We start from the raw sequence: 22469 nt of genomic DNA on the forward strand, positions 1-22469 counted from the left end.
CTCGATCTGCGAATGCATCCATGCCCGCTGGCGCAACTGGGACCTCAGGCAATTGACGGTGCGCGGCATCGAAAAGGTCCGAGCCGTCGTGCTCTGGTACGCCCTCACCAACAACATCCTGCAGGGACATCGCCTCGCCAACCCATAGCTGCGCCAAACCATAGCGGCGCGCAAATCCCGCCCCGCTCCACCGTCGAGGTCTTCAACATCCGCTACTTCGGATGCCGTCTACCCGAAAACCGAATTGGTTCTCAGGCTCTACGGCGTTACCAAGCTAATCGGGCTTCCAGCCTTTCGGCGCGAGCTCAAACTTCGCGAACTCGAACGCCGGCGCAACGGTGCATCCGACCAGGGTCCAGTCGCCGGTACACTCCGCCGCCTGCCATGCATGCGCCGGCACGATCGCCTGCGGCACTTCGCCGGCGGTGAGATCGGGGCCGAGACGAATCTCGCGCTGTCCGCTCGCATCGGCGATCCGCAAGGTCAGTGCATCGCCAGCGTAATAGTGCCAGATCTCCACCGCATCGACGCGATGCCAATGCGAGCGCTCGCCGCGTCCGAGCAGGAAATAGATCGCAGTCGAGCGCGATCGTCCGCTCGCATCCTTCTCACTATCGCGAAACGTCTCGCGATAGTGGCCGCCCTCGGGATGCGGCTTCAAATCAAGCTGCGCAATGATGTCGGCGGCAGTCGGCTTTGACATATCTTCTTTGAGCATGATCTTTTCGGAAAACCGGTTCCCACTTTTCCGGATCATGCTCTAGGACTTGTTCTTGCGCTCGCGCAATTCGCCGAACACCTGGGCTCCGTCGGCACCCTTCATGTGCAGCTTGGCGGCCACCGCCGGCTCGTCGGCGCGCAGGAACACGTTGGCTTTCTTCTCCTCGCCAAGCAGCGTCGGGATCGTCGGCTTGTTCTCCGCGCGCAGCCGCGTCACTTCCTCGGCGCGGGCGTTCAATGCCGGATTGTCTGATTCCACCGTCAGCGCGAACTTGACGTTGGCGGCGGTATATTCGTGGCCGCAATAGAGACGGAAATCGTCCGGCAGTGCGCGCAGCTTGAGCAGCGAATCCCACATCATCGGATAATTGCCCTCGAACACCCGGCCGCAGCCGATCGAGAACAAGGTGTCGGCGGCAAACACCGCCTTCTCGCCGTCGAACACATAGGAGATGTGGTCGAGCGTGTGGCCCGGCGTCTCCAGCACCCGCGCGAGCAGGCTGCCGACCTTGATCACGTCGCCGTTGGCGGCGCGCAGGTCGACATTGGCGATCGCCGTGGTCTTGTCGTGCGGCGCGACGACGCGGCAACCATATTTCTGTTTCAGTTCGGCAACCCCGCCGACATGGTCATGATGATGATGGGTGATGAGGATGTCGGTGAGATTCCAGCCCTCGCGCTCCAATGCCGCGATGATGGGGCCGGCTTCCGGCGCATCGATCGAGGCGGTGGCCTTGGTGGCGGGGTCGTGGATCAGATAGCCGAAATTGTCGGTCAGGCAGGTGAAGAGACGGATTTCCGCAGTCATGGTATCTCCCGCGAACGGCCAAGCGTTATTGTTTGAGCATGGACTCTTCGGAAAACCGGTTCCCACTTTTCCTGACCATGCTGTAACACGCCCAATATGCGCAGGAAATATGGCCTTAACGCTCGCGCGGCAACGCAATTTTGGGGAACACGCGCGTAACGGCGCCGTGTTAGGTTGGGTGCATGGACGTCATTGATCTCCGCGATTTCTATTCGCAGCGCCTGGGCATCGTGGCGCGCCAGTTGATCAATCGCGGTATCCGCGAGCGATGGCCAGGGGCCGAGGGCCAGCGTGTGCTCGGGCTCGGCTACCCCACCCCCTATCTCGGCCTGTTCCGCGAGGATTGCGAGCGCTGCATCGCTTTCATGCCGGCGTCACAGGGGGTTCTGAAATGGCCGACGGGCCGGCCGGCGCTGGCGACCCTGGTCGACGAATTCTCGATGCCGCTCGCGGACGCCGCGGTCGACCGCGTGCTGCTCGTGCATGCGCTGGAGATGTCGGATGATCCGGAGCGGCTCTTGCGCGAGGTGTGGCGGGTGCTGGCGCCGTCCGGCCGGCTGATCGCGGTGATACCCAATCGCCGCGGCGTATGGACGCGCACCGACACCACGCCCTTCGGCCACGGCCGGCCCTATTCGCGGGCTCAGATCACGCAATTGCTGCGGCAGACCTGGTTCACGCCGACGGCGTGGGGCGAGGCGCTATTCGTGCCGCCGGTCGCGGGGAGCTGGTTCCTGCGCTGGGCGATGGCCTGGGAGCGCCTCGGTGCGACGCTGTCATTGCCGTTCGCGGGCGTGCACATCGTGGAGGCGACCAAGCAGGTCTATCGCGCGATCCCTGCACACCGCGAGCGCGCGCGGCTCATCCCGTCGCTGCAGCCGGTGCTGGTGCCGTCGTCGTCGCGCGCGTGATCCGGAATTGTGGAAGAGTGGGGTGGGCACGCTGCGCTTTGCCCACCCTGCGATTCTCTCGTTACGATTTGTCGCGAGCTAACTACTCATTCCCCGGATTGACGTCTTCGCTCGGCTGCGGTTGCGCGGCGGCGTCGGGTCGCGGGCCGTGCGGGCGGCGGCGGCGGCGCGGGAAGCGCTCGTTACGTTCGCTGCGTTCTCCGCCGCCATTGCCTTCATAATTGCCATTGACCTGCGGCTGCGCACCTCCGGTGATGAAGGAGGGCAGACGGTCGACGCCGCCATTGTCCGCGATCACCGGCTGCGGCTGGTTCTGCGGCGGCGCTTGATATTGCGGTTGCTGACGATGCTCGCGCTCGCGTTGCTCGCGTGGCTGCTGCTGGTCGCGCTGATAGGGCTGCTGATTGTTTTCGCGCGCATAGGGCGGCTGTGGCACGAAGCCGGGCTCCTGCCCGAAGCTCGAATAGCTGTCGTCCTCGTCGCCCTCGTCGGTCGTTGACGCGTCGTTGTTGTTGTCGACGCGGGGCTGCTGCTGATTCTGCCGAAGCTGTTCCTGAGCCGCGGCGATGATGCGGAAGTAATGCTCGGCGTGCTGATAGTAGTTCTCGGCGGCGACCGGGTCGCCGGAGGAGCGCGCATCGCGCGCGAGCTGAACGTATTTTTCCGCTACGTGGGAAGCAGTGCCGCGGATCTTGATGTCGGGTCCGTTCGATTCGAACACTCGCGTCAACGGGTTCTGACCGCGCCGGTTGTTGTTGTTGTTATTGTTATTCCGGTTACGCATCCGCTTGTTATTTTGACCGTTTCTCATGTCTCGCCTTTTATTCCAGCCCTAAGTTACCAGCGTTAGTTACCAGCGTTGAAATTGCCGTTGCGGTGGAAGTTGCCAGTGCAACTGGCGCACGCGCTCACGCGCACCGAATCACGATGCCATTCGGATCAATGCCAAAGTTCGCCAACCATCGCGTTGAGCAAAGACGCGTTCCCCAACCACCGGCCGGTCGGCCTGCGGATCAATTATTCAGCTTGCCACGCAAGCCCAGTTCTCTCACGTAAGTCTTCAAGCGCAATAACAGGCTTTCGTTCGCTTGGCGGTCGAGAGCAGCACAGCCCCGGCTATTGCGCTCATACAGACCTGCGTTTTGGAACCTTTGATCGGCGGGGTCTCGGCGAGAACCCTGGTCTTCACCCGTTAACGGTTACGGGGCCAAACCGATGTCATGACCGGAACGTAGTCGTTCCCGGGGGATATTCCAAGAGGTTTTTTTGCGTTCCAATAGGACTTTATCGCGGCAATTTGCGGCCCGCCACCGCCCGTGGGATGCCCGCCAGATCTGCCCTCGGCTGACCGGCTGGGACGAGCCCCGCACCCGTCATCAAAGCTTCAATGGCCTCGCTCTGTCCAATGCCTGATTCGACAACCAGGGCGGCGCCAGGGGCCAGCAGGCCGGCGGCCTGCGGGATCAGCGCGCGATAGGCATCCAGCCCATCGTCGCCGCCATCGAGCGCGGCAAGCGGGTCGTGCTCGCGCACCTCGACCGTAAGGTCGGCAATGTCAGCGGATGGGATGTAGGGCGGATTCGACACGATCAGGTCGAAGTGGCCGGAAAGGCCCGATGCATAGTCGCAGGCGATGAACGTCGCACGATTGCCGATGCCCAACATCAGCGCATTGGCGCGCGCCGTCTTGAGCGCCTCCGTGCTGATGTCGGTGCCGTAGCCCGTGGCCGCAGCAAGCTCGGAGAGCAGCGCCAGGAGGATGGCACCGGTGCCGGTGCCGAGATCGGCGATCCGCAACGGTTTTTCCGAAGCTCCGTCCGCGCGGAGAATTTCCATCGCGAACTCCACCACGGTCTCGGTGTCGGGCCGCGGCACCAATGTCGCGGCGGAGAGTTTTAGCGGCAGTCCCCAGAATTCCTTTTGCCCGAGGATGCGCGCGACCGGCTCGCCGGCGAGGCGACGGCGCGCGAACGCTTCCAATTCTGCTGCTTCATTCCCGGTCAGCGTCCGGCTCGCTGCCGTGATCATGCCGGTGAGATCGAGCTTGAGCACCGCGCCGAGTAGCATGCGTGCATCGAGCTCGGCCGAATCGATCGCGGCCGATTTGAAGCGTGCGCCGAGTTGTCGGCGCGCCGCATCGACATTGAGACCGACAAAAGCGCTCACACCCTCACCGTCGTCCCTTGCGAAAGCAGGGACCCATAACCACAGGACGGAGCGATCCCGCGTAGCCCGGATGGAGCGGAGCGCAATCCGGGATTCGTGCAGTCCGGCCCGCTGCCCCGGATTACGCTGCGCTCCATCCGGGCTGCGGGAGTCCTCACGCCGCCGCGCCCTGCGCGGCGAGTTGCGCTGCCTGATGCTCCGTCGTCAGCGCGTCGGTCAATTCGCCGAGTGCTTCGCCTGATATCACCTGCGGCAATTTGTAGAGCGTCAGGTTGATGCGATGATCGGTGACGCGGCCTTGTGGAAAATTATAGGTGCGGATGCGCTCGCTGCGGTCGCCGGAGCCGACCTTCTCCTTGCGGTCGGCGGAACGCGCCGCCTCCACGCGCTGGCGCTCGGCATCGTAGATGCGCGAGCGCAGGATGTTCATCGCCGACGCCCGGTTCTTGTGCTGCGAGCGGCTGTCCTGCATCATCACCACGATGCCGGTCGGGATATGGGTGATGCGGATCGCCGATTCCGTCTTGTTGACGTGCTGACCGCCGGCGCCCTGCGCCCGCATGGTCTCGATCCTTAAGTCCTCGTTCTTGATGTCGACGTCGACATCCTCGACCTCCGGCAGCACCGCCACCGTCGCGGCGGAGGTGTGGATGCGCCCCTGCGTCTCGGTGTCGGGCACGCGCTGCACCCGATGCACGCCGGATTCGAATTTCAGTTTCGCGAATGCGCCGCGGCCCTGCACCTCGGCGATGATTTCCTTGTAGCCGCCGACCGTGCCCTCGCTGGCCGAGATCACCTCGACCTTCCAGCCCTGCAGCGCGGCGAAGCGTTCATACATGCGGAACAGGTCGCCCGCGAACAGCGAAGCTTCGTCGCCACCGGTGCCGGCGCGGATTTCCAGCACGACGTTGCGATCGTCCATGGCGTCCTTCGGCAACAGCGCGATGCGGATCTTCTGCTCGAGCTCGGCAAGCCGCGCATGCAGCGTCTCGAGCTCGGCCTCCGCCATGCCGCGCATGTCGGGCTCGGTTGTGGGATCGGCGATCAGACTCTGGGTGTCGGCGAGCTCGGTGCGCGCGGCGCGATAGGCCTTCACCGCCTCGATCAGCGGATTGAGCTCGGCGAGCTCGCGGGTGATCTGGACATAGCGTTCCGAATTCACCTGGCCGAGCAGTTCGGCCTCGAGCGAGGCATGATGGGCGAGCAGGACATCGAGTTTGGCTTCGGGCAGCATGGATGGTTCTCAAATAACGGAAAGGGCATGGGGCGGCGCCGTCGAGGAGAGCGTCGCTACAAGGTGAGCCCTTCGGCTTCCGCAAATTCCGTCAGCTTCTCGCGGATCGAAACGCTGCCGGCCGGTGCGTCCAGAAGCGGGTTGATTATCGCTTCGGCCTTTTTCGCGTCGAGCTCGAGGATCATCGCTTTCACCGGACCGTGCGCGGTCGCCGACAGCGACAGCGAGCGGTAGCCGAGCGCGATCAGCACCAGCGCGCCGATCGGCTTCGATGCCATCTCGCCGCACAGCGAGGCGACCTTCCTGCTTGCCTGCGCCTTGCGCACGATGTCGCGCAGCGCGCGCAGGATCGGCGCGGACAGGGTGTCGAACCGTTCCGAGACCTTGGCGTTGCCGCGGTCCACCGCGAACAGGAACTGGAACAGATCGTTCGATCCGACCGAGAGGAAATCGACCCGCTTCAACAGCTCGTCGAGTTGATACAACAGCGCCGGAACCTCGATCATGGTGCCGACATCGACGCGCTCGGGCAGCGAATGGCCGTGCTGGCGCAGATAAGTCAGTTCCCGCTCGACAATCGCCTTGGCCTGATCGAACTCGGCAACATCAGAGATCATCGGGAACATGATCTTCAGCGCGCGGCCGCCGGCTGCACGAAGCAGTGCGCGGATCTGACCGCGCAACAGTCCCGGGCGGTCGAGGCCGAGCCGGATCGCGCGCCAGCCGAGCGCGGGATTCTCCTCGACGACCGTCTCCATATAGGGCAGCGCCTTGTCGCCGCCAATGTCGAGGGTGCGAAAGGTGACGGGCTTCGATCCCGCCGCATCCAGCACGGTGCGATAGAGCGCGAGCTGGTCGCTGGAGCGCGGCAGGTTCGGGCTCACCATGAACTGCAGTTCGGTGCGGAACAGGCCGATGCCGGCGCTGCCGGTGTCATCGATATGCGGCAGGTCGATGGTCAGGCCGGCGTTGATCAGGAGCTCGATCGGCTGGCCGTCCTTGGTCACGCAGGGTTTGTCGCGCAGGGCCGAATATTGCGCCTGCCGCCGCGCGCGGAAGCGGACCCGCTCGGCGTAGGCGGATTCGATCTCCGACGACGGACGGACATAGATCTCGCCCGAGATGCCGTCGACGATGATGGCATCGCCGGGATCGGCGATGCCCGGCGCGTTCGGCACCTCGCCGACGGCGGGAATGCCGAGCGCGCGTGCCACGATCGAAACGTGGGAATTGGCGGTGCCTTCTTCGAGCACCAGACCGCGCAATCGCTTGCGGTCATAGTCGAGCAGCGCCGCCGGGCCCATCGCGCGGGCGATCAGGATCGCGTTGTCGGGCAATTGTTCGCGCGACGGCGCATGGTCCTGGCCGACCAGTTGCCGCATCAGGCGATGGCCGAGATCCTCGAGGTCGTGCAGGCGGTCGCGCAGGTAAGGATCGGTCGAGCGCAGCATGCGCGCGCGGGTGTCGGACTGCACGCGCTCGACCGCGGCTTCAGCGGTGAGGCCGGTGGCAACCGCCTCATGCAGCTTGTGCGACCAGCCCTGGTCGTTGGCGAACATGCGATAGGCTTCGAGCACGTCGCGATGCTCGCCGCCGTCGGCGACGTCGCCGCGCTCCAGCAGCCGGTCGAGATCGGCGCGCAGCTTGCTCAGCGCCGCATCCAGCCGCTTGATCTCCTTCGGCAGGTCTTCGGCGATATAGTTGGTGATGACGACGCGCGGCTCGTGCAGCACGACATGGCCGAGCGCGATGCCTTCGGAGAGAATGGCGCCGGTCTTGTGCAGCGAATGCCGCGCCGCAGGTTCGGCGCCCGGCTGCGCCAGCGCCGCCAATTCGCCGGAGGCGATCATCTCCGCCAGCACCATGGCGGTGGTCTGCAGCGCCTCGACCTCTTCCTCGACATAAGTGCGTTTGGCGCGGTTCTGCACGACCAGCACGCCGAGCGTGTTGCCGGCCCGCAGGATCGGCACGCCGAGGAAGGAGTGATAGATCTCTTCGCCGGTTTCCGGGCGATAGGAGAAGGCCGGGTGGCTTTGCGCGTCGCTCAAATTAAGCGGCGTGGCCTCGCTGGCGACGAGGCCGACGAGGCCCTCATGGGCGCTGAGCACCGTCCTGTGGACGGCGTCGCGGTTCAAACCTTCGGTGGCGTAGAGCTCGAGGGTGTTATCGACGCGCAGCACATAGACCGAGCAGACTTCGGCCACCATATTGGCCGCGATCAGGACCACGATCTTGTCCAGCCGCTCCTGGGCTGAGACCTGCTCCGCCATGGTTTCGCGGAGCCGTCTCAACAGGACGCGGGGACCTCCCGAAGCGCTCCGCATAGGTTGCAACCCTCCCCCACATGACCAGCAGGCCGTGTGGCCGGCAACTGGCGAGAAACTCGATTAATCCAACAATTTTATCCATCGGCGCCGCCGCAACCTCGCAACCCGGCCGAATCGGATTCGCCAAGACTGTGACACAGTTTGCGGCACCCTCCGATCAGGCCGTATAGCCAATCGAGGCTTGTTTTGCCAAGCAAAACGCCTGCCAAAAGATATAACGTCTCTGTCAGCCCAATGCTGCGGTAGCTAAGAGAAATTCTTACTCGCAACCGCGAGAAATGTGGGCTTGAGCTGTTCCACCTCTCCTACAGGGAGGGGCCCTTTACCCTCCCCTTTCAGGGCAGGGCTATCGCCTATGAAATAGAACTTGGCGGGCGATTCCTGCGTGGCCCATCCTTCGAGACGCGCTGCGCGCCCCTCAGGATGAGGTCTGGTTCGCGGCGGAATCTTAGACCCTCATGGTGAGGAGCGCCGCTTGCGGCGCGTCTCGAACCATGAGGCCCGCCCCGTGCGGAACCTCTCCCTTCAGGAGAGGTGGCCCTCAGGCCTGGTCGAGACCGTACAGCGTGTGCAGTGTGCGCACCGCGAGCTCGGTATAGGCGGCATCGATCAGCACCGAGAACTTGATCTCGGACGTGGTGATGGCGCGGATGTTGATGTTGCGCGCGGCAAGCGCGGCAAAGGCCTTGGCGGCGACGCCGGCATGGCTGCGCATGCCGCTGCCGATCACGGAGACCTTCGAGACGTCGGTGGCGCTGTCGAAGCGCTGGTAGCCGATCTTGCTCTTGGCCGCGGTAATGGTGTCGCGGGCGCGGCCATAGTCGCTCGCCGGAACCGTGAAGGTAAGGTCCGTGGTCTTGCCGTCCTCGGAGACGTTCTGCACGATCATGTCGACATTGATGTTGGCATCCGCGAGCGGGCCGAAGATCGCCGCTGCCACCCCCGGCTTGTCCTCGATCTGGCGCACCGAAATCTGGGCTTCGTCCTTGGAGAAGGCGATGCCGGTGACGACGTGCATTTCCATGATTTCCTCCTCGCTGCAGATCAGCGTTCCCGGCGGCGTGCCGTGCGGGTCGATATCTTCAGGCTTGTCGAAGCTGGAGCGGACGAAGATTGGCATGTTGTGCACCATGCCAAGTTCCACCGAGCGCACCTGAAGGACCTTGGCGCCCTGAGAGGCCAATTCCAGCATGTCCTCGAACGCGATCTTATCGAGCCGGTGCGCCTTCGGCACCACGCGTGGGTCGGTGGTGTAGACGCCGTCGACGTCGGTATAGATGTCGCAGCGGTCGGCCTTGACCGCCGCTGCAATCGCCACCGCCGAGGTATCGGAACCACCGCGGCCGAGCGTGGTGATGCGGCCGGTCTCGGGATTGATGCCCTGGAAACCGGCGATGACCGCGACCTCCTTCCGCTCCTTGAAGCGCTTCATGAGCTCGGTGCCGTCGATATCGAGGATGCGCGCCGAGGCGTGCGCGTCGGAGGTCTTGATCGGGATCTGCCAGCCCTGCCAGGAGCGCGCCTGGACACCCATGCTCTGCAGCGCGATCGCCAGCAGGCCCGAAGTGACCTGCTCGCCGGAAGCGACGACCGCGTCATATTCACGTGCATCGTGCATCGGGGAAGCCTCGCTGCACCAGGCCACCAATTCGTTGGTCTTGCCGGACATGGCGGAGACCACCACGGCAACATCGTGCCCGGCATCGACCTCACGTTTGACATGGCGTGCGACGTTGCGGATTCGGTCGATATTGGCGACGGAGGTGCCGCCGAACTTCATCACGAGGCGGCCCATGACGACGCGTGCATTCCCTGTGAGGATAGGTAGATTGCCCGCGCTTAACCCAAGCACGGGGGCTGAAACGCGCGTATACATAGCGAAGCGGCCGGGGGCAAGCGGGTTCCTGGCGCCGTTCGTGGCGGGGGCGCGGGTGGCTATGGCGCGGTGGTAGCTGAGGCGTTTGTATGGGGCGGTATATCGACGAGATCCTGCAGCCCGGTGAGAGGGTGCTGTATTCGACGAACGCGCACTGGATCTTCTTCCTGCCGGCCATTGCCGGCTGGGTCGTGGCGATCGTGTTCCTGATTCTGGCCTACATGGTCCCAACCGGCGCGCCGGCGGTGCTTTGCCTGGCGCTGAGCGGAATCGCGGCGCTCGCGGCGTTGTACAAGACGGTGACCGCCTGGTTCCATCGCTGGACCACCGAGACCGACGTGACCAATCTGCGGATTGTGCACAAAGAGGGGTTCATTCAGCGCGAGACGTTTGAAATGAGCCTCGACAAAGTTGAGAGCGTCGACGTCTCCCAGAGCATTCTTGGCCGTATCCTCAACTACGGCAATGTGAGAATTCTCGGCGTCGGCGAGGGGCAGAAGACGATCAAAATGATTGCTTCGCCGCTCGCATTCCGTAGTTACATCACGGCGCGATAGGGGCGCGCGCATCATGGCTATGCAGTCTGACTTTTCCGGCACCACGGTCGATCCGGCCGAGGTCGCAAAATTCTCAAAACTCTCGGCGGAGTGGTGGGATCCGCGCGGCAAGATGGCGCCGCTGCACAAGATCAATCCGTTGCGGCTCGGCTATATCCGCGATGCCGCGTGCCGCAAGTTCGACCGCAACGTCAGGAGCCTGAGCTGCCTGTCCGGCTTGCGCATCCTCGATATCGGCTGCGGCGCCGGGCTGTTGTGCGAGCCGCTGGCCCGGCTCGGCGCCCAAGTGATCGGCATCGATCCCTCGGCCTCCAATATCGCCGCCGCGAAACTGCATGCCGACAAGGGGCATCTGGCGATCGACTATCGCTGTACCACGGTGGAGGAAATGGACGCGCGCGAGCGCTTCGACATCGTGCTGGCGATGGAGGTGGTCGAACACGTCACCGACGTCGGCGTGTTTCTGAAACGCTGCACGGCGATGCTCAAGCCCGGCGGGCTGATGGTGCTCTCGACGCTCAACCGCAACTGGAAGAGCTTTGCGCTCGCGATCGTCGGCGCCGAATATGTGCTGCGGTGGCTGCCGCGCGGCACCCATCAATGGAGCAAGTTCGTCACCCCCGACGAACTCGCCCACTATCTGCAGGATAACGGCCTCACCATCACCGACCAGGCCGGCGTGGTCTACAACCCGCTCGCCGACCAATGGAACATCTCCTCGGATATGGACGTGAACTACATGGTGGTCGCGGAGGAGGGGTAAGTTCAGGTTATGGTCCCGTAGGTCGCCTCATAACGTGCTGTCGTCCCTGCGAAAGCAGGGACCCATAACCACAGGCCAAAGTAACTTAGCCTCGATCTGAGTTCCGAGCATGTACTACGTCTACATCCTCGCAAGCAGTCGCCACGGCACATTGTACATCGGCGTGACGAACTCGTTGCAGAAACGCCTAGATGAGCATCGCAACGGCAAGGGCTCCGAGTTCGTCAAGAAGTACGGCGTTTACCGCCTTGTCCATGTAGAATCCTACGAACGCGCGGAAGAAGCGATCGCCCGCGAGAAGCAATTGAAGCGCTGGAAGCGTGACTGGAAGATCGAGCTGATCGAGCGCGCGAATCTTGAGTGGCGGGATCTGAGCGATCTGCTGGTCTAACGCGGATGCCCCGAACTGCTCCCTGGGGTTATGGGTCCCTGCTTTCGCAGGGACGACACCGTATATGTTGCCCTGGCGCAATCCTGTCATGCGCTGTTCCGGTTGACCGCGCGCCCGGCGCCCGCCACGGTGATGCCGTTCCCCGCCCCCGCGATTCTTGCGCAGATGCTAACGATTTCCTGGCTCTGGATTCCTTTCACCATCGTCGCCGCGCTCGGGCAGGTTGCGCGCAATGCGATGCAGCGGTCGCTGACCGGGCCGCTCGGGACCTGGGGCGCGACCAATATCCGCTTCCTGTTCGGCTTTCCGTTCTCGATCCTGTTTTTTGCGCTGGTCATCGTGGCGACCGACGATTCCGCTCCGTGGCCGCCGGTGGCGTTCTGGCCGTGGCTGCTGCTCGGTGCGCTCAGCCAGATCGTCGGCACCGGCCTGATGCTGCTGGCGATGAACGAGCGGTCCTTCGTGGTGACGACGGCGTACCTGAAGACTGAGGCGATCCAGACCGCGATCTTCGGCTTCGTCTTCCTGGGCGATCATCTCACCTTGCTGAAGGTGATCGCGATCCTGATCGCGACCATCGGCGTGGTCATCACCGCACTTCGCCCCGGCGGCGAGAAGGGGTTTGCGGAGCTGAGGCCGACCATCATGGGCCTGGTCGCTGCGGCTGCGTTTGCGCTGTCGGCGATCGGCTTCCGGGGCGCGATCATCGCGGTGCCCGGCGTCTCTTTCGTGACGGCGTCGACCTATACGCTGGTGTTCGGCCTGTTCGTGCAGACGCTGGTGCTGTCGATCTATCTGTTGCTGCGGGCGCCCGGGGTGCTCAAGGCGATCCTCGGATTGTGGCGGCCATCGATGCTGGCGGGCTTCATGGGCGCGTTCGCCTCGCAATTCTGGTTCCTTGCCTTCGCACTGACAGCGGCGGCGAATGTGCGAACGCTGGCGCTGATCGAAGTCTTGTTCGCGCAAGGCGTGGCGTATTATTCCTTCAAGCAGCCGATCTCGCCGCGCGAGTTTTCCGGCATCGTCCTGATCGTGATCGGTGTGGCGCTATTGATCGCGGCGTGAGGATCAGTTCCGGTCGTCCGGCAGCACCGGCAGCGGCGAGACCTCGACGCCTTCCTCGATCAGCGAGCGGGCTTCCTCCGGCGAGGCTTCGCCGTAGATCGGACGGTGCTCGATATCGCCGTAATGCATCTTGCGCGCCTCGTTGGGGAAGCGGTCGCCGACATTGTCGGCGTTCTTGACGATGTGGTCGCGCAATTCCTTCAGCTTGGCGCGCAGTTCGCGCTCCTGCGCCATCATCAGCGGCGTCGATTCGGCCGGCGCCGGCGCCGCCTGCTCGGCGGGTGCGGGCGCTGCGGTTTCACGGCCCTTCTTGCCGACGATCTGTGGCGCCATGATCGCCTTCTCGACCTTGGACGACCCGCAGGTCGGGCAGGCCACGAGCTTACGGCGGACCTGAGAATCGTAAGCCGACGAATTCTGGAACCAGCTTTCGAAAGCGTGGCCCCGTTCGCAGCGCAGGTTGTAGCGGATCATGCTGAGCCCCGGACGAGGTGCAGATGCTCCGGACCTGCCTTGGGGTCGGCGACGGTGAAACGCCGTCCGTGCTGCAGCGAGGGAATCGCCCTGCGCGCGGTCTCGACCTTGGCCGGATCGATCTTCGCCAGGAACACGCCCGGCTCGACGCCGCCCTCGGCGAGGATCTCGCCCCAGGGATCGATGATCAGCGAATGACCATAGGTCTCGCGCTTGTTCTCGTGCAGGCCGGCTTGCGCGGCGGCAAACACGAAGCAGCCGGTCTCGATGGCGCGCGAGCGGAGAAGAATGTGCCAATGCGCCTCGCCGGTCTTGCGGGTGAAGGCGGACGGTACGGTGAGGAAGGACGCGCCGCTTTCGGCCAGCGCGCGGTACAGCGCCGGGAAGCGCACGTCATAGCAGATCGTCAATCCGATCCGGCCCCAGGGCAGATCGGAGATCACAGCAGTCTCGCCCGGCTGGTAATTGGCCGATTCGCGGTAGCTCTCGCCGCCGGGCAGATCGATATCGAACATATGGATCTTGTCGTAGCTGGCGAGCAGATTGCCGTCCGGACCGATCAGGAAGGACCGGTTCACGGCCTTCTCCGGCGAGAAGCGCAGTGCCAGCGAGCCGATATGCAGATGGATCTTCAATTCGGCTGCGAGCGCGCGATAGGCCTTCAGCGACTTGTCGTCCTCTTCCGTCGCCAGATGCTCGAACAGCGCCTTGCGGTTCAATTGCATCATGTTGCTCACTTCGGGCGTGAGCACATAGTCCGCGCCTTGCGCCGCCGCCTCGCGCACCAGCTTCATGCCCTGCTCGAGGCTCGGCTCCGGCAGAAGCGAGGTGCGCATCTGCACCATGGCTGCGGTGAAGGTGCTGTCGGCACTCATCAGGCCACGCCTTCGCTGGCTAAGAGACCATCGAGCTTGCCCTCGCGGTCGAGCGCATAGAGCTCGTCACAGCCGCCGACATGGGTGCTGCCGATGAAGATCTGCGGAAAGGTCGAACCGGCGCCGGCCCGCTTGTACATCTCGTCGCGATAGGCCGCGTCGCTGGCCACGTTGAATTCGGTAAATGCCGCCTTCTTGCGGGTCAGAAGCGACTTGGCCGCGCTGCAGTAGCCGCAGCCCGGGCGGGTATAGATTTCAATCGCAGCGGTCATGGTGCGCTCGGTTGTGATTTTGTCCGGGATTATATGGGAGTTTTGTGGCTATCGACAACCCGGGCGAACACCAGCACATCGACCTGTGCCGCCTTGGCGCGCAGAAGCGCCCGCGCACAGGCGTCGACCGTCGCTCCCGAGGTCAGGACGTCATCGACCAGGATCACGCGGCGGCCCTGGACTTCGGCCGCGCGGTCCGGCCCCACTTTGAAGGCACCCTGGACATTGGTCGCCCGCTGCGCCCGCGACAATCCGACCTGCTGCTCGGTCGAGCGCACCCGGCGCAGCGCATCGGGGGCGAGCGCTACGCCGCTCTGGCGCGAAATGACGCGGGCAAGCGCGCCGGATTGATTGTAGCGGCGGCTCCAGCCGCGCCGCCAGTGCAGGGGAACTGGTACCAAAATATCGGCGTCGCGAAGCAATTCCTTCCCCGCGCGCGCCATCCAGCGGCCCATTGCTGGCGCGAGGTCCGTGCGGTCCTGGTATTTCAATGCGTGCACCAGCGTGCGCGCGACGTCGTCATAGCGCACCGCGGCGCGGGCGCGCTGGTAGGCCGGCGGATTGGCGATCGCCTCCATCGACAACAGCTCCGGACCGGGGTCGTAGACGAAGGGAATGCCGAGCCGCGGGCAGAACGGTGGTGCAATGAACGACAATTTGGCCCAGCAGGCGGCGCAGACGCCCTCGCCATCGACCGGCTCGCGGCACGAAACGCACAGCGTCGGCAGCGCGATGTCGAGCATCAGCCGTGCTGCATGCGTCCATGCTCCCTGCGCAACGCTCAGCGCGCCGCGCAGATGGCCTGCAATGGAGCGGGATGGTGATGCCTCGGCGCCCATGGACCGAGGCTAGCCTCATGATCGTGTCAGCTCAAGCATTGCGTTGCCAGAGGCGAAGGCAGGGCGTAACCAGCGGACATGGCCGCAAATCCGACCACACCTGTGTTGTTCGATCGTTCGCTGCTCGCGGCGCGGCTGAAGCGCGCGCGGCGCGATGCGCCGGTCACCTTCCTGCTCGAGCGCGTCGGCGAGGACATGGCGGAGCGTTTGCAGGCGGTCACGCGGGAGTTTGCCGATGCCGCCGACATCTGGACGCCGGGCAATGCGCTCCATGATCTCTTGCGCGCACGATGCAAGTCCGTCCGCGAGGTTGCGTTCGAGGCTGCCGAAGTCCTTCCGCTGCAGCCGGCTTCGCTCGATCTCGCGGTCTCCGCGCTCGCTTTCCAGTTCGTCAACGATCTTCCCGGCGTGCTCGCGCGGGTGCGTCGCGCGCTGAGGCCCGACGGGCTGTTGCTCGCGGCGATGATCGGCGGCGATACGTTGACCGAGCTTCGGCAATCCTTCGCCGCGGCCGAAGCCGAATGCGAGGGCGGAGTGTCGCCGCGCGTGGCGCCATTCGCCGATTTGCGCGACATCGGCGCGCTGTTGCAGCGTGCCGGCTTCGCGCTGCCGGTGACCGACGTCGACCGCATCGTGGTGCGCTACGCCAACGCCTTCGCGCTGATGCAGGAATTGCGGCGCATGGGCGCCACCAATATCCTGGTCGAGCGGCGCCGCGCGCCAACCCGCCGCGCCACGCTATTGCGGTTGGCGCAAATCTATGCCGAGCGCTTCGCCGACCCTGACGGCCGCATCCGCGCCACCTTCGACGTGATCTGGCTGTCCGGCTGGGCACCGCATGAAAGCCAGCAAAAACCGCTGCGGCCGGGTTCGGCGAAAGCGAGTTTGGCAGAGGCGGTGAAGCGGGCAGGGAAAGCCTGAGCCAACTGCCGCCGTCATGCCCGGCCTTGTGCCGGGCATCCACGTCCTTTCCTGAGCGTTCCAAGACGTGGATGGCCGGGACAAGCCCGGCCATGACGAGTGCGGGGCCTACAACAGCAGATCAATCAGATGCGGGATCAGCGGAATGTCCGCCGCCGGCATCTCATAGTCGCGCAATTTGTTGGCGCGGACCCAGGCGAGGTTCTGTCCCTCGCGCGCCGTCACCATGCCGTCCCAACGCCGGCAGATATAGAGTGGCATCAGCAGGTGAAACGTCTCATAGGCGTGGCTCGCGAAGGTCAGCGGCGCCAGGCACGGCTCGGCGACGGTGATGCCGAGTTCTTCATGCAATTCGCGGATCAGCGTCGCTTCCGGCCGTTCGCCGGCCTCGACCTTGCCGCCCGGAAATTCCCAAAGCCCCGCCATCGGCTTGCCCGCGGGCCGCTGCGCCAGCAGCACGCGCTTGTCGGCATCGATGAGCGCGCAGGCAACCACGAGGGTGAGTTTGATATCGGTCATGCAGTCCGCCCGAACTCCGCTGTCGTCCCGGCCTTGCGCCGGGACCCATAACCACAGGGTTTAGCGATGTGCTCCGCTACAACCACTTGCGCGCGCCACAACGCCTCCCTGTGGTTATGGGTCCCTGCTTTCGCAGGGACGACGGTGTCCTATGACCTGTAATCGCCGTTGATCGCGACATATTCCTTGGTGAGATCGCAGGTCAGCACGCGGTCGCGGCCCTTGCCGAGGCCGAGATTGACCTTGATCTGGATCTTCGGCTCTTTCATCGCCTGCGACACTTCCGCCTCGTTGTAGGAGGGATCGCGGGCGCCGCTCTTGGCGACGCGGATGCCGTTGAAGGAAATCGAGAGCTTGTCGCGGTTGGCGGGCTCGCCGGCCTTGCCGACCGCCATCACCACCCGGCCCCAATTGGCGTCCTCGCCGGCGATCGCGGTCTTGACCAGCGGCGAGTTCGCCACCGACATCGCGATCTTGCGAGCGGAAGCCTTGGTCGTCGCGCCATCGACGATGATCTCGACCAGTTTCCGCGCGCCTTCGCCGTCGCGCGCCACCTGTTCGGCAAGGTTGGCGAGCACATCGCGGAACGCCTTTGCGAATGCTTTCAGGCGCGGGTCGCTGGCGCGGCTGATCTTCGGCGCGCCGTTCGCGGCCGCGGTGCCGGTCGCGAACGCCAATAGCGTGTCGGACGTCGAGGTGTCACCGTCGATGGTGACGGCGTTGAAGGTGTCCTCGACCCCGCTCTTCAGGAGCTGCTGCAGCGCGGCTGATGACAGCGGCGCGTCGGTGAAGATGAAGGACAGCATCGTCGCCATGTCGGGCGCGATCATGCCGGCGCCCTTGGCTATGCCGTTGATCGTCACCTTGGCCTTGCCGAGCTTCACGGTTGCGGTCGCGACCTTCGGGAAGGTGTCGGTGGTCATGATCGCCTTCGCCGCGCCCATCCAGTCGTCGGGCCCGGCTTGCTCGGCCAGCGTCGCCAGCACGCCGTCGAACTTGGTCGCATCGAGCGGCTCGCCGATGACGCCGGTGGAGGCCAAAAACACCTCATTGACGCCGCAGCCGACCGCCTTGGCGGCGATCTGCGCGGTCAGCGCGGTCGACTGCTTGCCGGTCTTGCCGGTGAAGGCATTGGCGTTGCCGGAATTGACCACCAGCGCGCGAGCCTGCCCTTTGCTGAGCTTGGCGCGGCACCACTCCACCGGGGCTGACGGGCATTTCGACTTGGTGAAGACACCGGCGACGGTGGTGCCCTCGTCCATCACCGCGAGCAGCACATCGGTGCGCCCCTTGTAGCGGATGCCGGCCGCCGCCGTCGCAAGCCTGACGCCCGCAATCGCGGGCAAATCGGGAACGTCTGTCGGGGCGAGGGGAGAAACGGCGGTGGACATGGCGGATTCCAATCAGGCAGGCGCAATCGTCATGGCCGGGCTAAAGCGCGAAGCGCGTCTTCGCGCAGGATGTCCCGGCCATCCACGTCCTTTTCCCAGCCGGGAAGGCGTCAAGACGTAGATGGCCGGGACAAGCCCGGCCATGACGCGTGTAGATACTATTGGCTTCGCTGAAGTGACAGCGAATTCTTACTTCTTCGCCGGCGGTGCCATCTTGGAGTCGGACGGCTTGGCGGCGGGCGCCGCGGCGTCCGGCTTGGCGTCGCTCTTGGCGGTCTCTTCCGGCTTGTCCGCGCGCTCGATCTTGGCAGCCTCGCGCAGCTTGGCGACATAGTCGGCCTGTGCCTTGCGGGTCACATAGGTCTCGATCTGGCTCTTGACCTGGTCGAACGGCGGCGCGGTGCGGTTGCGCTTCTCCTCGACCTTGATGATGTGCCAGCCGAACTGCGACTTCACGGGGTCGGAGATCTTGCCCGGCTCGAGCGAAAAGGCGACGGCGGAAAATTCCGGCACCATCTGTTCCTTGGTGAAGAAGCCGAGGTCGCCGCCATCGGAGGCGCCGGGATCCTTCGACTTCTTCTTGGCGAGCTCGGCGAAATCGGCGCCCTTCGCGAGCTCGGCCTTGATCGCCTTGGCCTCGTCCTCGGTCTCGACCAGGATGTGGCGGGCATGCACTTCCTGTTCGCCGGTGATCTGCTTGGAGGCCTCCTCATAGACCTTCTTCATGGCGTCATCGGTGGTCGCAGCCTTGCCCTCGCTGGCAAGCAGGCTATCCATCAGGAGGCGGTTGCGGGTGAAGGCGAGGCGCTTCTTGAACTCGTCGGTATTGTCGACCTTCTTGTCCTCGGCGGCCTTGGCGACGATCTTCATGTCGATCAGGAAGGCCAGAAGGTTATCCTTCCGCGTCGCAGGGTCCATCTGCTGCAGGCTCGGCCCAAGTTCCTCTTCGGCGATCGCCACATCGCTCTGGCGGATCTCCTGCCCGTTGACCTTGGCAAGCACCGGGTTGGAATCCTCAGCGCGGACCGGCAGACCGAAGGCGAGAACCGCGGCGATCGAGCCGGTCACGGCCAGGGATGCGAGGCCGATACGCAAGCCGGGTTTCATTTCCGCGAACGACGTGGTCATGCAAAATCCTTAACTTGTCTCGAACAGGGGAACTTCTCTTGAGCGGGGCGGACACTCGCCCAATCAAGCCGCCTTGGCAACGCGAAAAGTCTGACAAAATGATGAATTCCTTGACATCCTGCCGAGCGTTGACAACCCCCGGAGCGGGCCATATCTCTGGCCCATCGTGTCAATGGCGATAGCGCTCATTTTGCTTACGTTTTTGGCCGTTGAACCTTGGATTGCTTGCTTCCCACTTAATTGGCGGATCGGGCCCCAGGTTGGGGCCGTTGCCGGGGTGCGTCACGGTGAGTTGATAGACAATCGGCGGCACCACGCTCTGGTTGCAACGCAGAAGAACAGGAACTACGCATGATCGGCGCGCTCGCCCGCAAATTGTTCGGCTCCGCCAACGACCGGCGGGTGAAGGGCTATCAGGCCCGCGTCAACGCCATCAACGCATTGGAGCCCGAGCTCGCAAAGCTCTCGGACGAGGCGCTGAAGGCCCGCACCGCCGAATTCCGGCAGGAGCTGGCGAACGGCAAGACGCTCGACGACCTCCTGGTTCCGGCCTTCGCCACCGTCCGCGAAGCAGCCAAGCGCACCCTCGGTCAGCGCCATTTCGATGTGCAGCTCATCGGCGGCATGGTGCTGCATGAGGGCGACATCGCCGAGATGAAGACCGGCGAAGGCAAGACGCTGGTGGCGACGCTCGCGGTCTATCTCAACGCACTTGCCGGCAAGGGCGTCCATGTCGTCACCGTCAACGATTACCTTGCCCGCCGTGACTCCGGCTGGATGGGCCAGATCTATTCCTTCCTCGGCATGAGCACCGGCGTCATCGTCCACGGGCTCGATGATGCCGAGCGCAAGACTGCCTATGGCTGCGACATCACCTACGGCACCAACAACGAATACGGCTTCGACTACCTCCGCGACAACATGAAGTACCGCCTGGAGGACATGGTCCAGCGCGGGCACTATTACGCCATCGTCGACGAAGTCGACTCGATTCTGATCGACGAGGCGCGGACGCCGCTGATCATCTCCGGCCCGCTCGACGACCGTTCGGATTTCTACAACACTATCGACACGTTCTTTCCCAAGCTCGACAAGTCGGACTACGACGTCGACGAGAAGCAGCGCACGGTGACGCTGACCGAAGGTGGCATGGAAAAGCTCGAAGGGCTGCTGCGCGATGCCGGCCAGCTCAAGGGCGACTCCCTCTATGACGTCGAGAACGTCTCGGTCGTTCACCACGTCAACCAGGCGCTGCGCGCGCACACGCTGTTCACCCGCGACAAGGATTACATCGTTCGCGACGGCGAGGTCGTCATCATCGACGAGTTCACCGGACGCATGATGCCGGGGCGCCGCTACTCGGAAGGCCTGCACCAGGCGCTGGAAGCCAAAGAGCACGTCCAGGTCCAGCCGGAGAACCAGACGCTCGCCTCGATCACCTTCCAGAACTATTTCCGGATGTACGAGAAGCTGGCGGGCATGACCGGCACGGCCGCGACCGAAGCCGACGAATTGTTCGACATCTACAAGCTCGAGGTCGTGGAGATCCCGACCAACCTGCCGGTGGCGCGCCTCGACGAGGACGACGAGGTCTATCGCACGCAGACCGAAAAATATGCCGCGATCCTCGCTGAGATCGAACGCGCCAACAAGCGGCTGCAGCCGGTCCTGGTAGGCACCGCCTCGATCGAGAAATCCGAAGTGCTGGCCGAATATTTGCGCAAGCACGGCTACAAGCAGATCGACTTCAGCAATCACGGCGCGCTCGACAAGCTCTATGCCGCGGCGCGCGCCGGCAAGCCGGCCAAGCTGTTCGCGGTCTTGAATGCGCGCTTCCACGAGCAGGAAGCCTATATCGTCGCCGAAGCCGGCGTGCCCGGCGCGATCACCATCGCGACCAACATGGCCGGCCGTGGTACCGACATCAAGCTCGGCGGCTCGCTCGAGATGCGGATCCAGCAGGAGACGGCTGCGATCACCGATGAAGCCGAGAAGGCGCAGAAGATCGAGCAGATCAAGGCCGACATCGAGCGCTTCCGCGAGATCGTCTTGAAGGCCGAGGAGATCGTCGAGGTCGAGCCCGCCAAGGGCAGCAAGCCTGCGAAGACGGTGACCAAGCCCGGCGGCCTCTACATCATCGGCTCCGAGCGGCATGAATCCCGCCGCATCGACAACCAGCTCCGCGGCCGTTCCGGCCGCCAGGGCGACCCCGGCCGCTCGAAATTCTTCCTGTCGCTGGAAGACGATCTGATGCGCATCTTCGGGTCCGACCGGCTCGACAGCATGCTGACCCGGCTCGGCCTGAAAGAGGGCGAGGCGATCATCCATCCCTGGATCAACAAGGCGCTGGAAAAGGCGCAGCAGAAGGTCGAAGCGCGCAACTTCGACATCCGCAAGAACCTGCTCAAATTCGACAACGTCCAGAACGACCAGCGCAAGGTGATCTTCGACCAGCGCGTCGAATTGATGAAGGACGAGAGCGTCGCCGAGACCGTCACCGACATGCGCCACGCCTTCATCGAGGATCTAGTGGCCAAGCATATCCCGGAGCATGCCTACGCCGAGCAGTGGGATGCGGCTGGCCTGAAGGACGAATTGAAGCGCGTGCTCGATATCGACCTGCCGGTCGACGAATGGGCCAAGGAAGAGGGCATCGCCGACGAGGAGCTCTTGGCGCGGATCGAAAAGAATGTCGACGAGCGCATGGCGGCCAAGGTCGCGCAATGGGGCCCCGACGTGATGCGCTACGTCGAGAAGACGATCCTGTTGCAGACGCTCGACCATCTCTGGCGCGAGCACCTGATCATGCTCGACCATCTGCGCCAGGTGATCGGCCTGCGCGGCTATGGCCAGCGCGATCCGCTGCAGGAGTACAAGACCGAAGCCTTCAACCTCTTCCAGGAGATGAGCTCGCATCTGCGCGAAGCCGTCACCGCGCAATTGATGCGGGTCGAGATCATCCCGCCGGAGGAGCAGCAGCCGGTGTTGCCGGCGATGGAAGCGCACAAGCTCGATCCCAACACCGGCGAGGACGAGATGTCCTTCGCCAACGCCTCGCTGGTGCCGAAGGCCGCCCCCTCCGACCGCGATCCCAACAACCCCGCCACCTGGGGCAAGGTCGGCCGCAACGAGGATTGCCCTTGCGGCAGCGGCAAGAAGTACAAGCACTGCCACGGCCGGTATGCGTGAGATGAGCTGCCCGTAAGCGGGCAGCATTCCGCTCTCTCGAAAA

General features: G+C 64.1%; 20 protein-coding genes and 2 pseudogenes. 8 read left to right on the plus strand and 14 right to left on the minus strand.

Annotation, left to right across the window (positions count from 1 at the left end; all coding sequences use genetic code 11):
- Positions 1-148, plus strand: a pseudogene (locus tag YY7_RS60390) (IS5/IS1182 family transposase); the annotation flags it as partial.
- Between the two features lie 126 nt (positions 149-274).
- Here YY7_RS60390 and YY7_RS0116450 read toward each other — a convergent pair.
- Together YY7_RS0116450 and gloB are read right to left on the minus strand one after the other, a co-directional pair.
- On the minus strand, positions 275-718 hold the full coding sequence (locus YY7_RS0116450; RefSeq protein WP_433994504.1) for a cupin domain-containing protein: 444 nt from the start codon (positions 716-718) through the stop codon (positions 275-277).
- Between the two features lie 42 nt (positions 719-760).
- Complete coding sequence (gene gloB / locus YY7_RS0116455; RefSeq protein WP_028164200.1) at positions 761-1528, minus strand: hydroxyacylglutathione hydrolase; 768 nt, start codon at positions 1526-1528, stop codon at positions 761-763.
- Positions 1529-1710: 182 nt separating this feature from the next.
- On the opposite strand from gloB, the gene YY7_RS0116460 reads away from it, so the two are divergent.
- A complete protein-coding gene (locus tag YY7_RS0116460) occupies positions 1711-2439 on the plus strand; it encodes a methyltransferase domain-containing protein (RefSeq protein WP_028164201.1) in 729 nt (242 codons plus the stop codon).
- Positions 2440-2521: 82 nt separating this feature from the next.
- Here the strand turns inward: YY7_RS0116460 and YY7_RS0116465 are convergent, their stop codons facing one another.
- From YY7_RS0116465 to YY7_RS0116485, 5 genes are all read right to left on the minus strand, one after another.
- Positions 2522-3250 carry a DUF4167 domain-containing protein gene (locus tag YY7_RS0116465; protein ID WP_028164202.1) on the minus strand — a complete coding sequence of 243 codons (729 nt, stop codon included), beginning with the start codon at positions 3248-3250 and terminating at the stop codon, positions 2522-2524.
- A gap of 473 nt (positions 3251-3723) precedes the next feature.
- Positions 3724-4605, minus strand: a complete 882-nt coding sequence (prmC, locus tag YY7_RS0116470) for a peptide chain release factor N(5)-glutamine methyltransferase (protein WP_028164203.1) — start codon at positions 4603-4605, stop codon at positions 3724-3726.
- A gap of 154 nt (positions 4606-4759) precedes the next feature.
- A complete protein-coding gene (prfA, locus tag YY7_RS0116475) occupies positions 4760-5839 on the minus strand; it encodes a peptide chain release factor 1 (RefSeq protein ID WP_028164204.1) in 1080 nt (359 codons plus the stop codon).
- A 56-nt stretch (positions 5840-5895) separates the two neighbouring features.
- Entirely contained in the window at positions 5896-8163 is a 2268-nt protein-coding gene (gene ptsP / locus YY7_RS0116480; RefSeq protein WP_028164205.1) for a phosphoenolpyruvate--protein phosphotransferase, read from the minus strand.
- A gap of 544 nt (positions 8164-8707) precedes the next feature.
- On the minus strand, positions 8708-9961 hold the full coding sequence (locus YY7_RS0116485) for an aspartate kinase (protein WP_028164206.1): 1254 nt from the start codon (positions 9959-9961) through the stop codon (positions 8708-8710).
- A 170-nt stretch (positions 9962-10131) separates the two neighbouring features.
- Here YY7_RS0116485 and YY7_RS0116490 point away from each other — a divergent pair, with 170 nt between their 5' ends.
- From YY7_RS0116490 to YY7_RS0116505, 4 genes are all read left to right on the plus strand, one after another.
- Positions 10132-10599 carry a PH domain-containing protein gene (locus YY7_RS0116490; RefSeq protein ID WP_028164207.1) on the plus strand — a complete coding sequence of 156 codons (468 nt, stop codon included), beginning with the start codon at positions 10132-10134 and terminating at the stop codon, positions 10597-10599.
- Positions 10600-10612: 13 nt separating this feature from the next.
- Positions 10613-11362 carry a bifunctional 2-polyprenyl-6-hydroxyphenol methylase/3-demethylubiquinol 3-O-methyltransferase UbiG gene (ubiG, locus tag YY7_RS0116495; RefSeq protein WP_028164208.1) on the plus strand — a complete coding sequence of 250 codons (750 nt, stop codon included), beginning with the start codon at positions 10613-10615 and terminating at the stop codon, positions 11360-11362.
- Between the two features lie 109 nt (positions 11363-11471).
- Positions 11472-11753, plus strand: a complete 282-nt coding sequence (locus YY7_RS0116500) for a GIY-YIG nuclease family protein (protein ID WP_028164209.1) — start codon at positions 11472-11474, stop codon at positions 11751-11753.
- A 165-nt stretch (positions 11754-11918) separates the two neighbouring features.
- On the plus strand, positions 11919-12818 hold the full coding sequence (locus YY7_RS0116505) for an EamA family transporter (RefSeq protein WP_028164210.1): 900 nt from the start codon (positions 11919-11921) through the stop codon (positions 12816-12818).
- A 3-nt stretch (positions 12819-12821) separates the two neighbouring features.
- On the opposite strand, the gene YY7_RS0116510 is transcribed toward YY7_RS0116505, so the two are convergent.
- From YY7_RS0116510 to YY7_RS0116525, 4 genes are read right to left on the minus strand one after another with little or no spacing between them, the layout of a single operon-like run.
- Entirely contained in the window at positions 12822-13292 is a 471-nt protein-coding gene (locus YY7_RS0116510) for a DUF1178 family protein (protein ID WP_028164211.1), read from the minus strand.
- Positions 13289-14167 carry a carbon-nitrogen hydrolase family protein gene (locus tag YY7_RS0116515; protein WP_028164212.1) on the minus strand — a complete coding sequence of 293 codons (879 nt, stop codon included), beginning with the start codon at positions 14165-14167 and terminating at the stop codon, positions 13289-13291. The genes YY7_RS0116510 and YY7_RS0116515 overlap by 4 nt, the downstream gene beginning before the upstream one ends.
- Positions 14167-14439 (minus strand): glutaredoxin 3, encoded by a 273-nt coding sequence (gene grxC, locus YY7_RS0116520; protein ID WP_028164213.1) that lies wholly within the window; start codon positions 14437-14439, stop codon positions 14167-14169. The genes YY7_RS0116515 and grxC overlap by 1 nt, the downstream gene beginning before the upstream one ends.
- Before the next feature lie 29 nt (positions 14440-14468).
- Positions 14469-15278, minus strand: a complete 810-nt coding sequence (locus tag YY7_RS0116525) for a ComF family protein (RefSeq protein WP_028164214.1) — start codon at positions 15276-15278, stop codon at positions 14469-14471.
- 17 nt (positions 15279-15295) lie between these two features.
- Between YY7_RS0116525 and YY7_RS0116530 the strand changes: the two are divergent.
- A pseudogene (locus YY7_RS0116530) lies at positions 15296-16199 on the plus strand (methyltransferase domain-containing protein).
- A gap of 108 nt (positions 16200-16307) precedes the next feature.
- On the opposite strand, the gene YY7_RS0116535 reads toward YY7_RS0116530, so the two are convergent.
- The 3 genes from YY7_RS0116535 to YY7_RS0116545 all read right to left on the minus strand — a co-directional run bounded on the left by YY7_RS0116535 (position 16308) and on the right by YY7_RS0116545 (position 19237).
- A complete protein-coding gene (locus YY7_RS0116535) occupies positions 16308-16718 on the minus strand; it encodes a (deoxy)nucleoside triphosphate pyrophosphohydrolase (RefSeq protein ID WP_028164216.1) in 411 nt (136 codons plus the stop codon).
- 149 nt (positions 16719-16867) lie between these two features.
- On the minus strand, positions 16868-18109 hold the full coding sequence (gene argJ / locus YY7_RS0116540) for a bifunctional glutamate N-acetyltransferase/amino-acid acetyltransferase ArgJ (RefSeq protein ID WP_028164217.1): 1242 nt from the start codon (positions 18107-18109) through the stop codon (positions 16868-16870).
- Between the two features lie 189 nt (positions 18110-18298).
- Positions 18299-19237 (minus strand): peptidylprolyl isomerase, encoded by a 939-nt coding sequence (locus YY7_RS0116545; RefSeq protein WP_028164218.1) that lies wholly within the window; start codon positions 19235-19237, stop codon positions 18299-18301.
- A gap of 351 nt (positions 19238-19588) precedes the next feature.
- Between YY7_RS0116545 and secA the strand changes: the two genes are divergently transcribed.
- On the plus strand, positions 19589-22426 hold the full coding sequence (secA, locus tag YY7_RS0116555) for a preprotein translocase subunit SecA (protein WP_028164220.1): 2838 nt from the start codon (positions 19589-19591) through the stop codon (positions 22424-22426).
- The last annotated feature ends 43 nt before the right edge of the window (positions 22427-22469 follow it).

The sequence above is a fragment of the Bradyrhizobium elkanii WSM2783 genome (assembly GCF_000472865.1).
In the GTDB taxonomy this organism is placed as follows: domain Bacteria; phylum Pseudomonadota; class Alphaproteobacteria; order Rhizobiales; family Xanthobacteraceae; genus Bradyrhizobium; species Bradyrhizobium elkanii_A.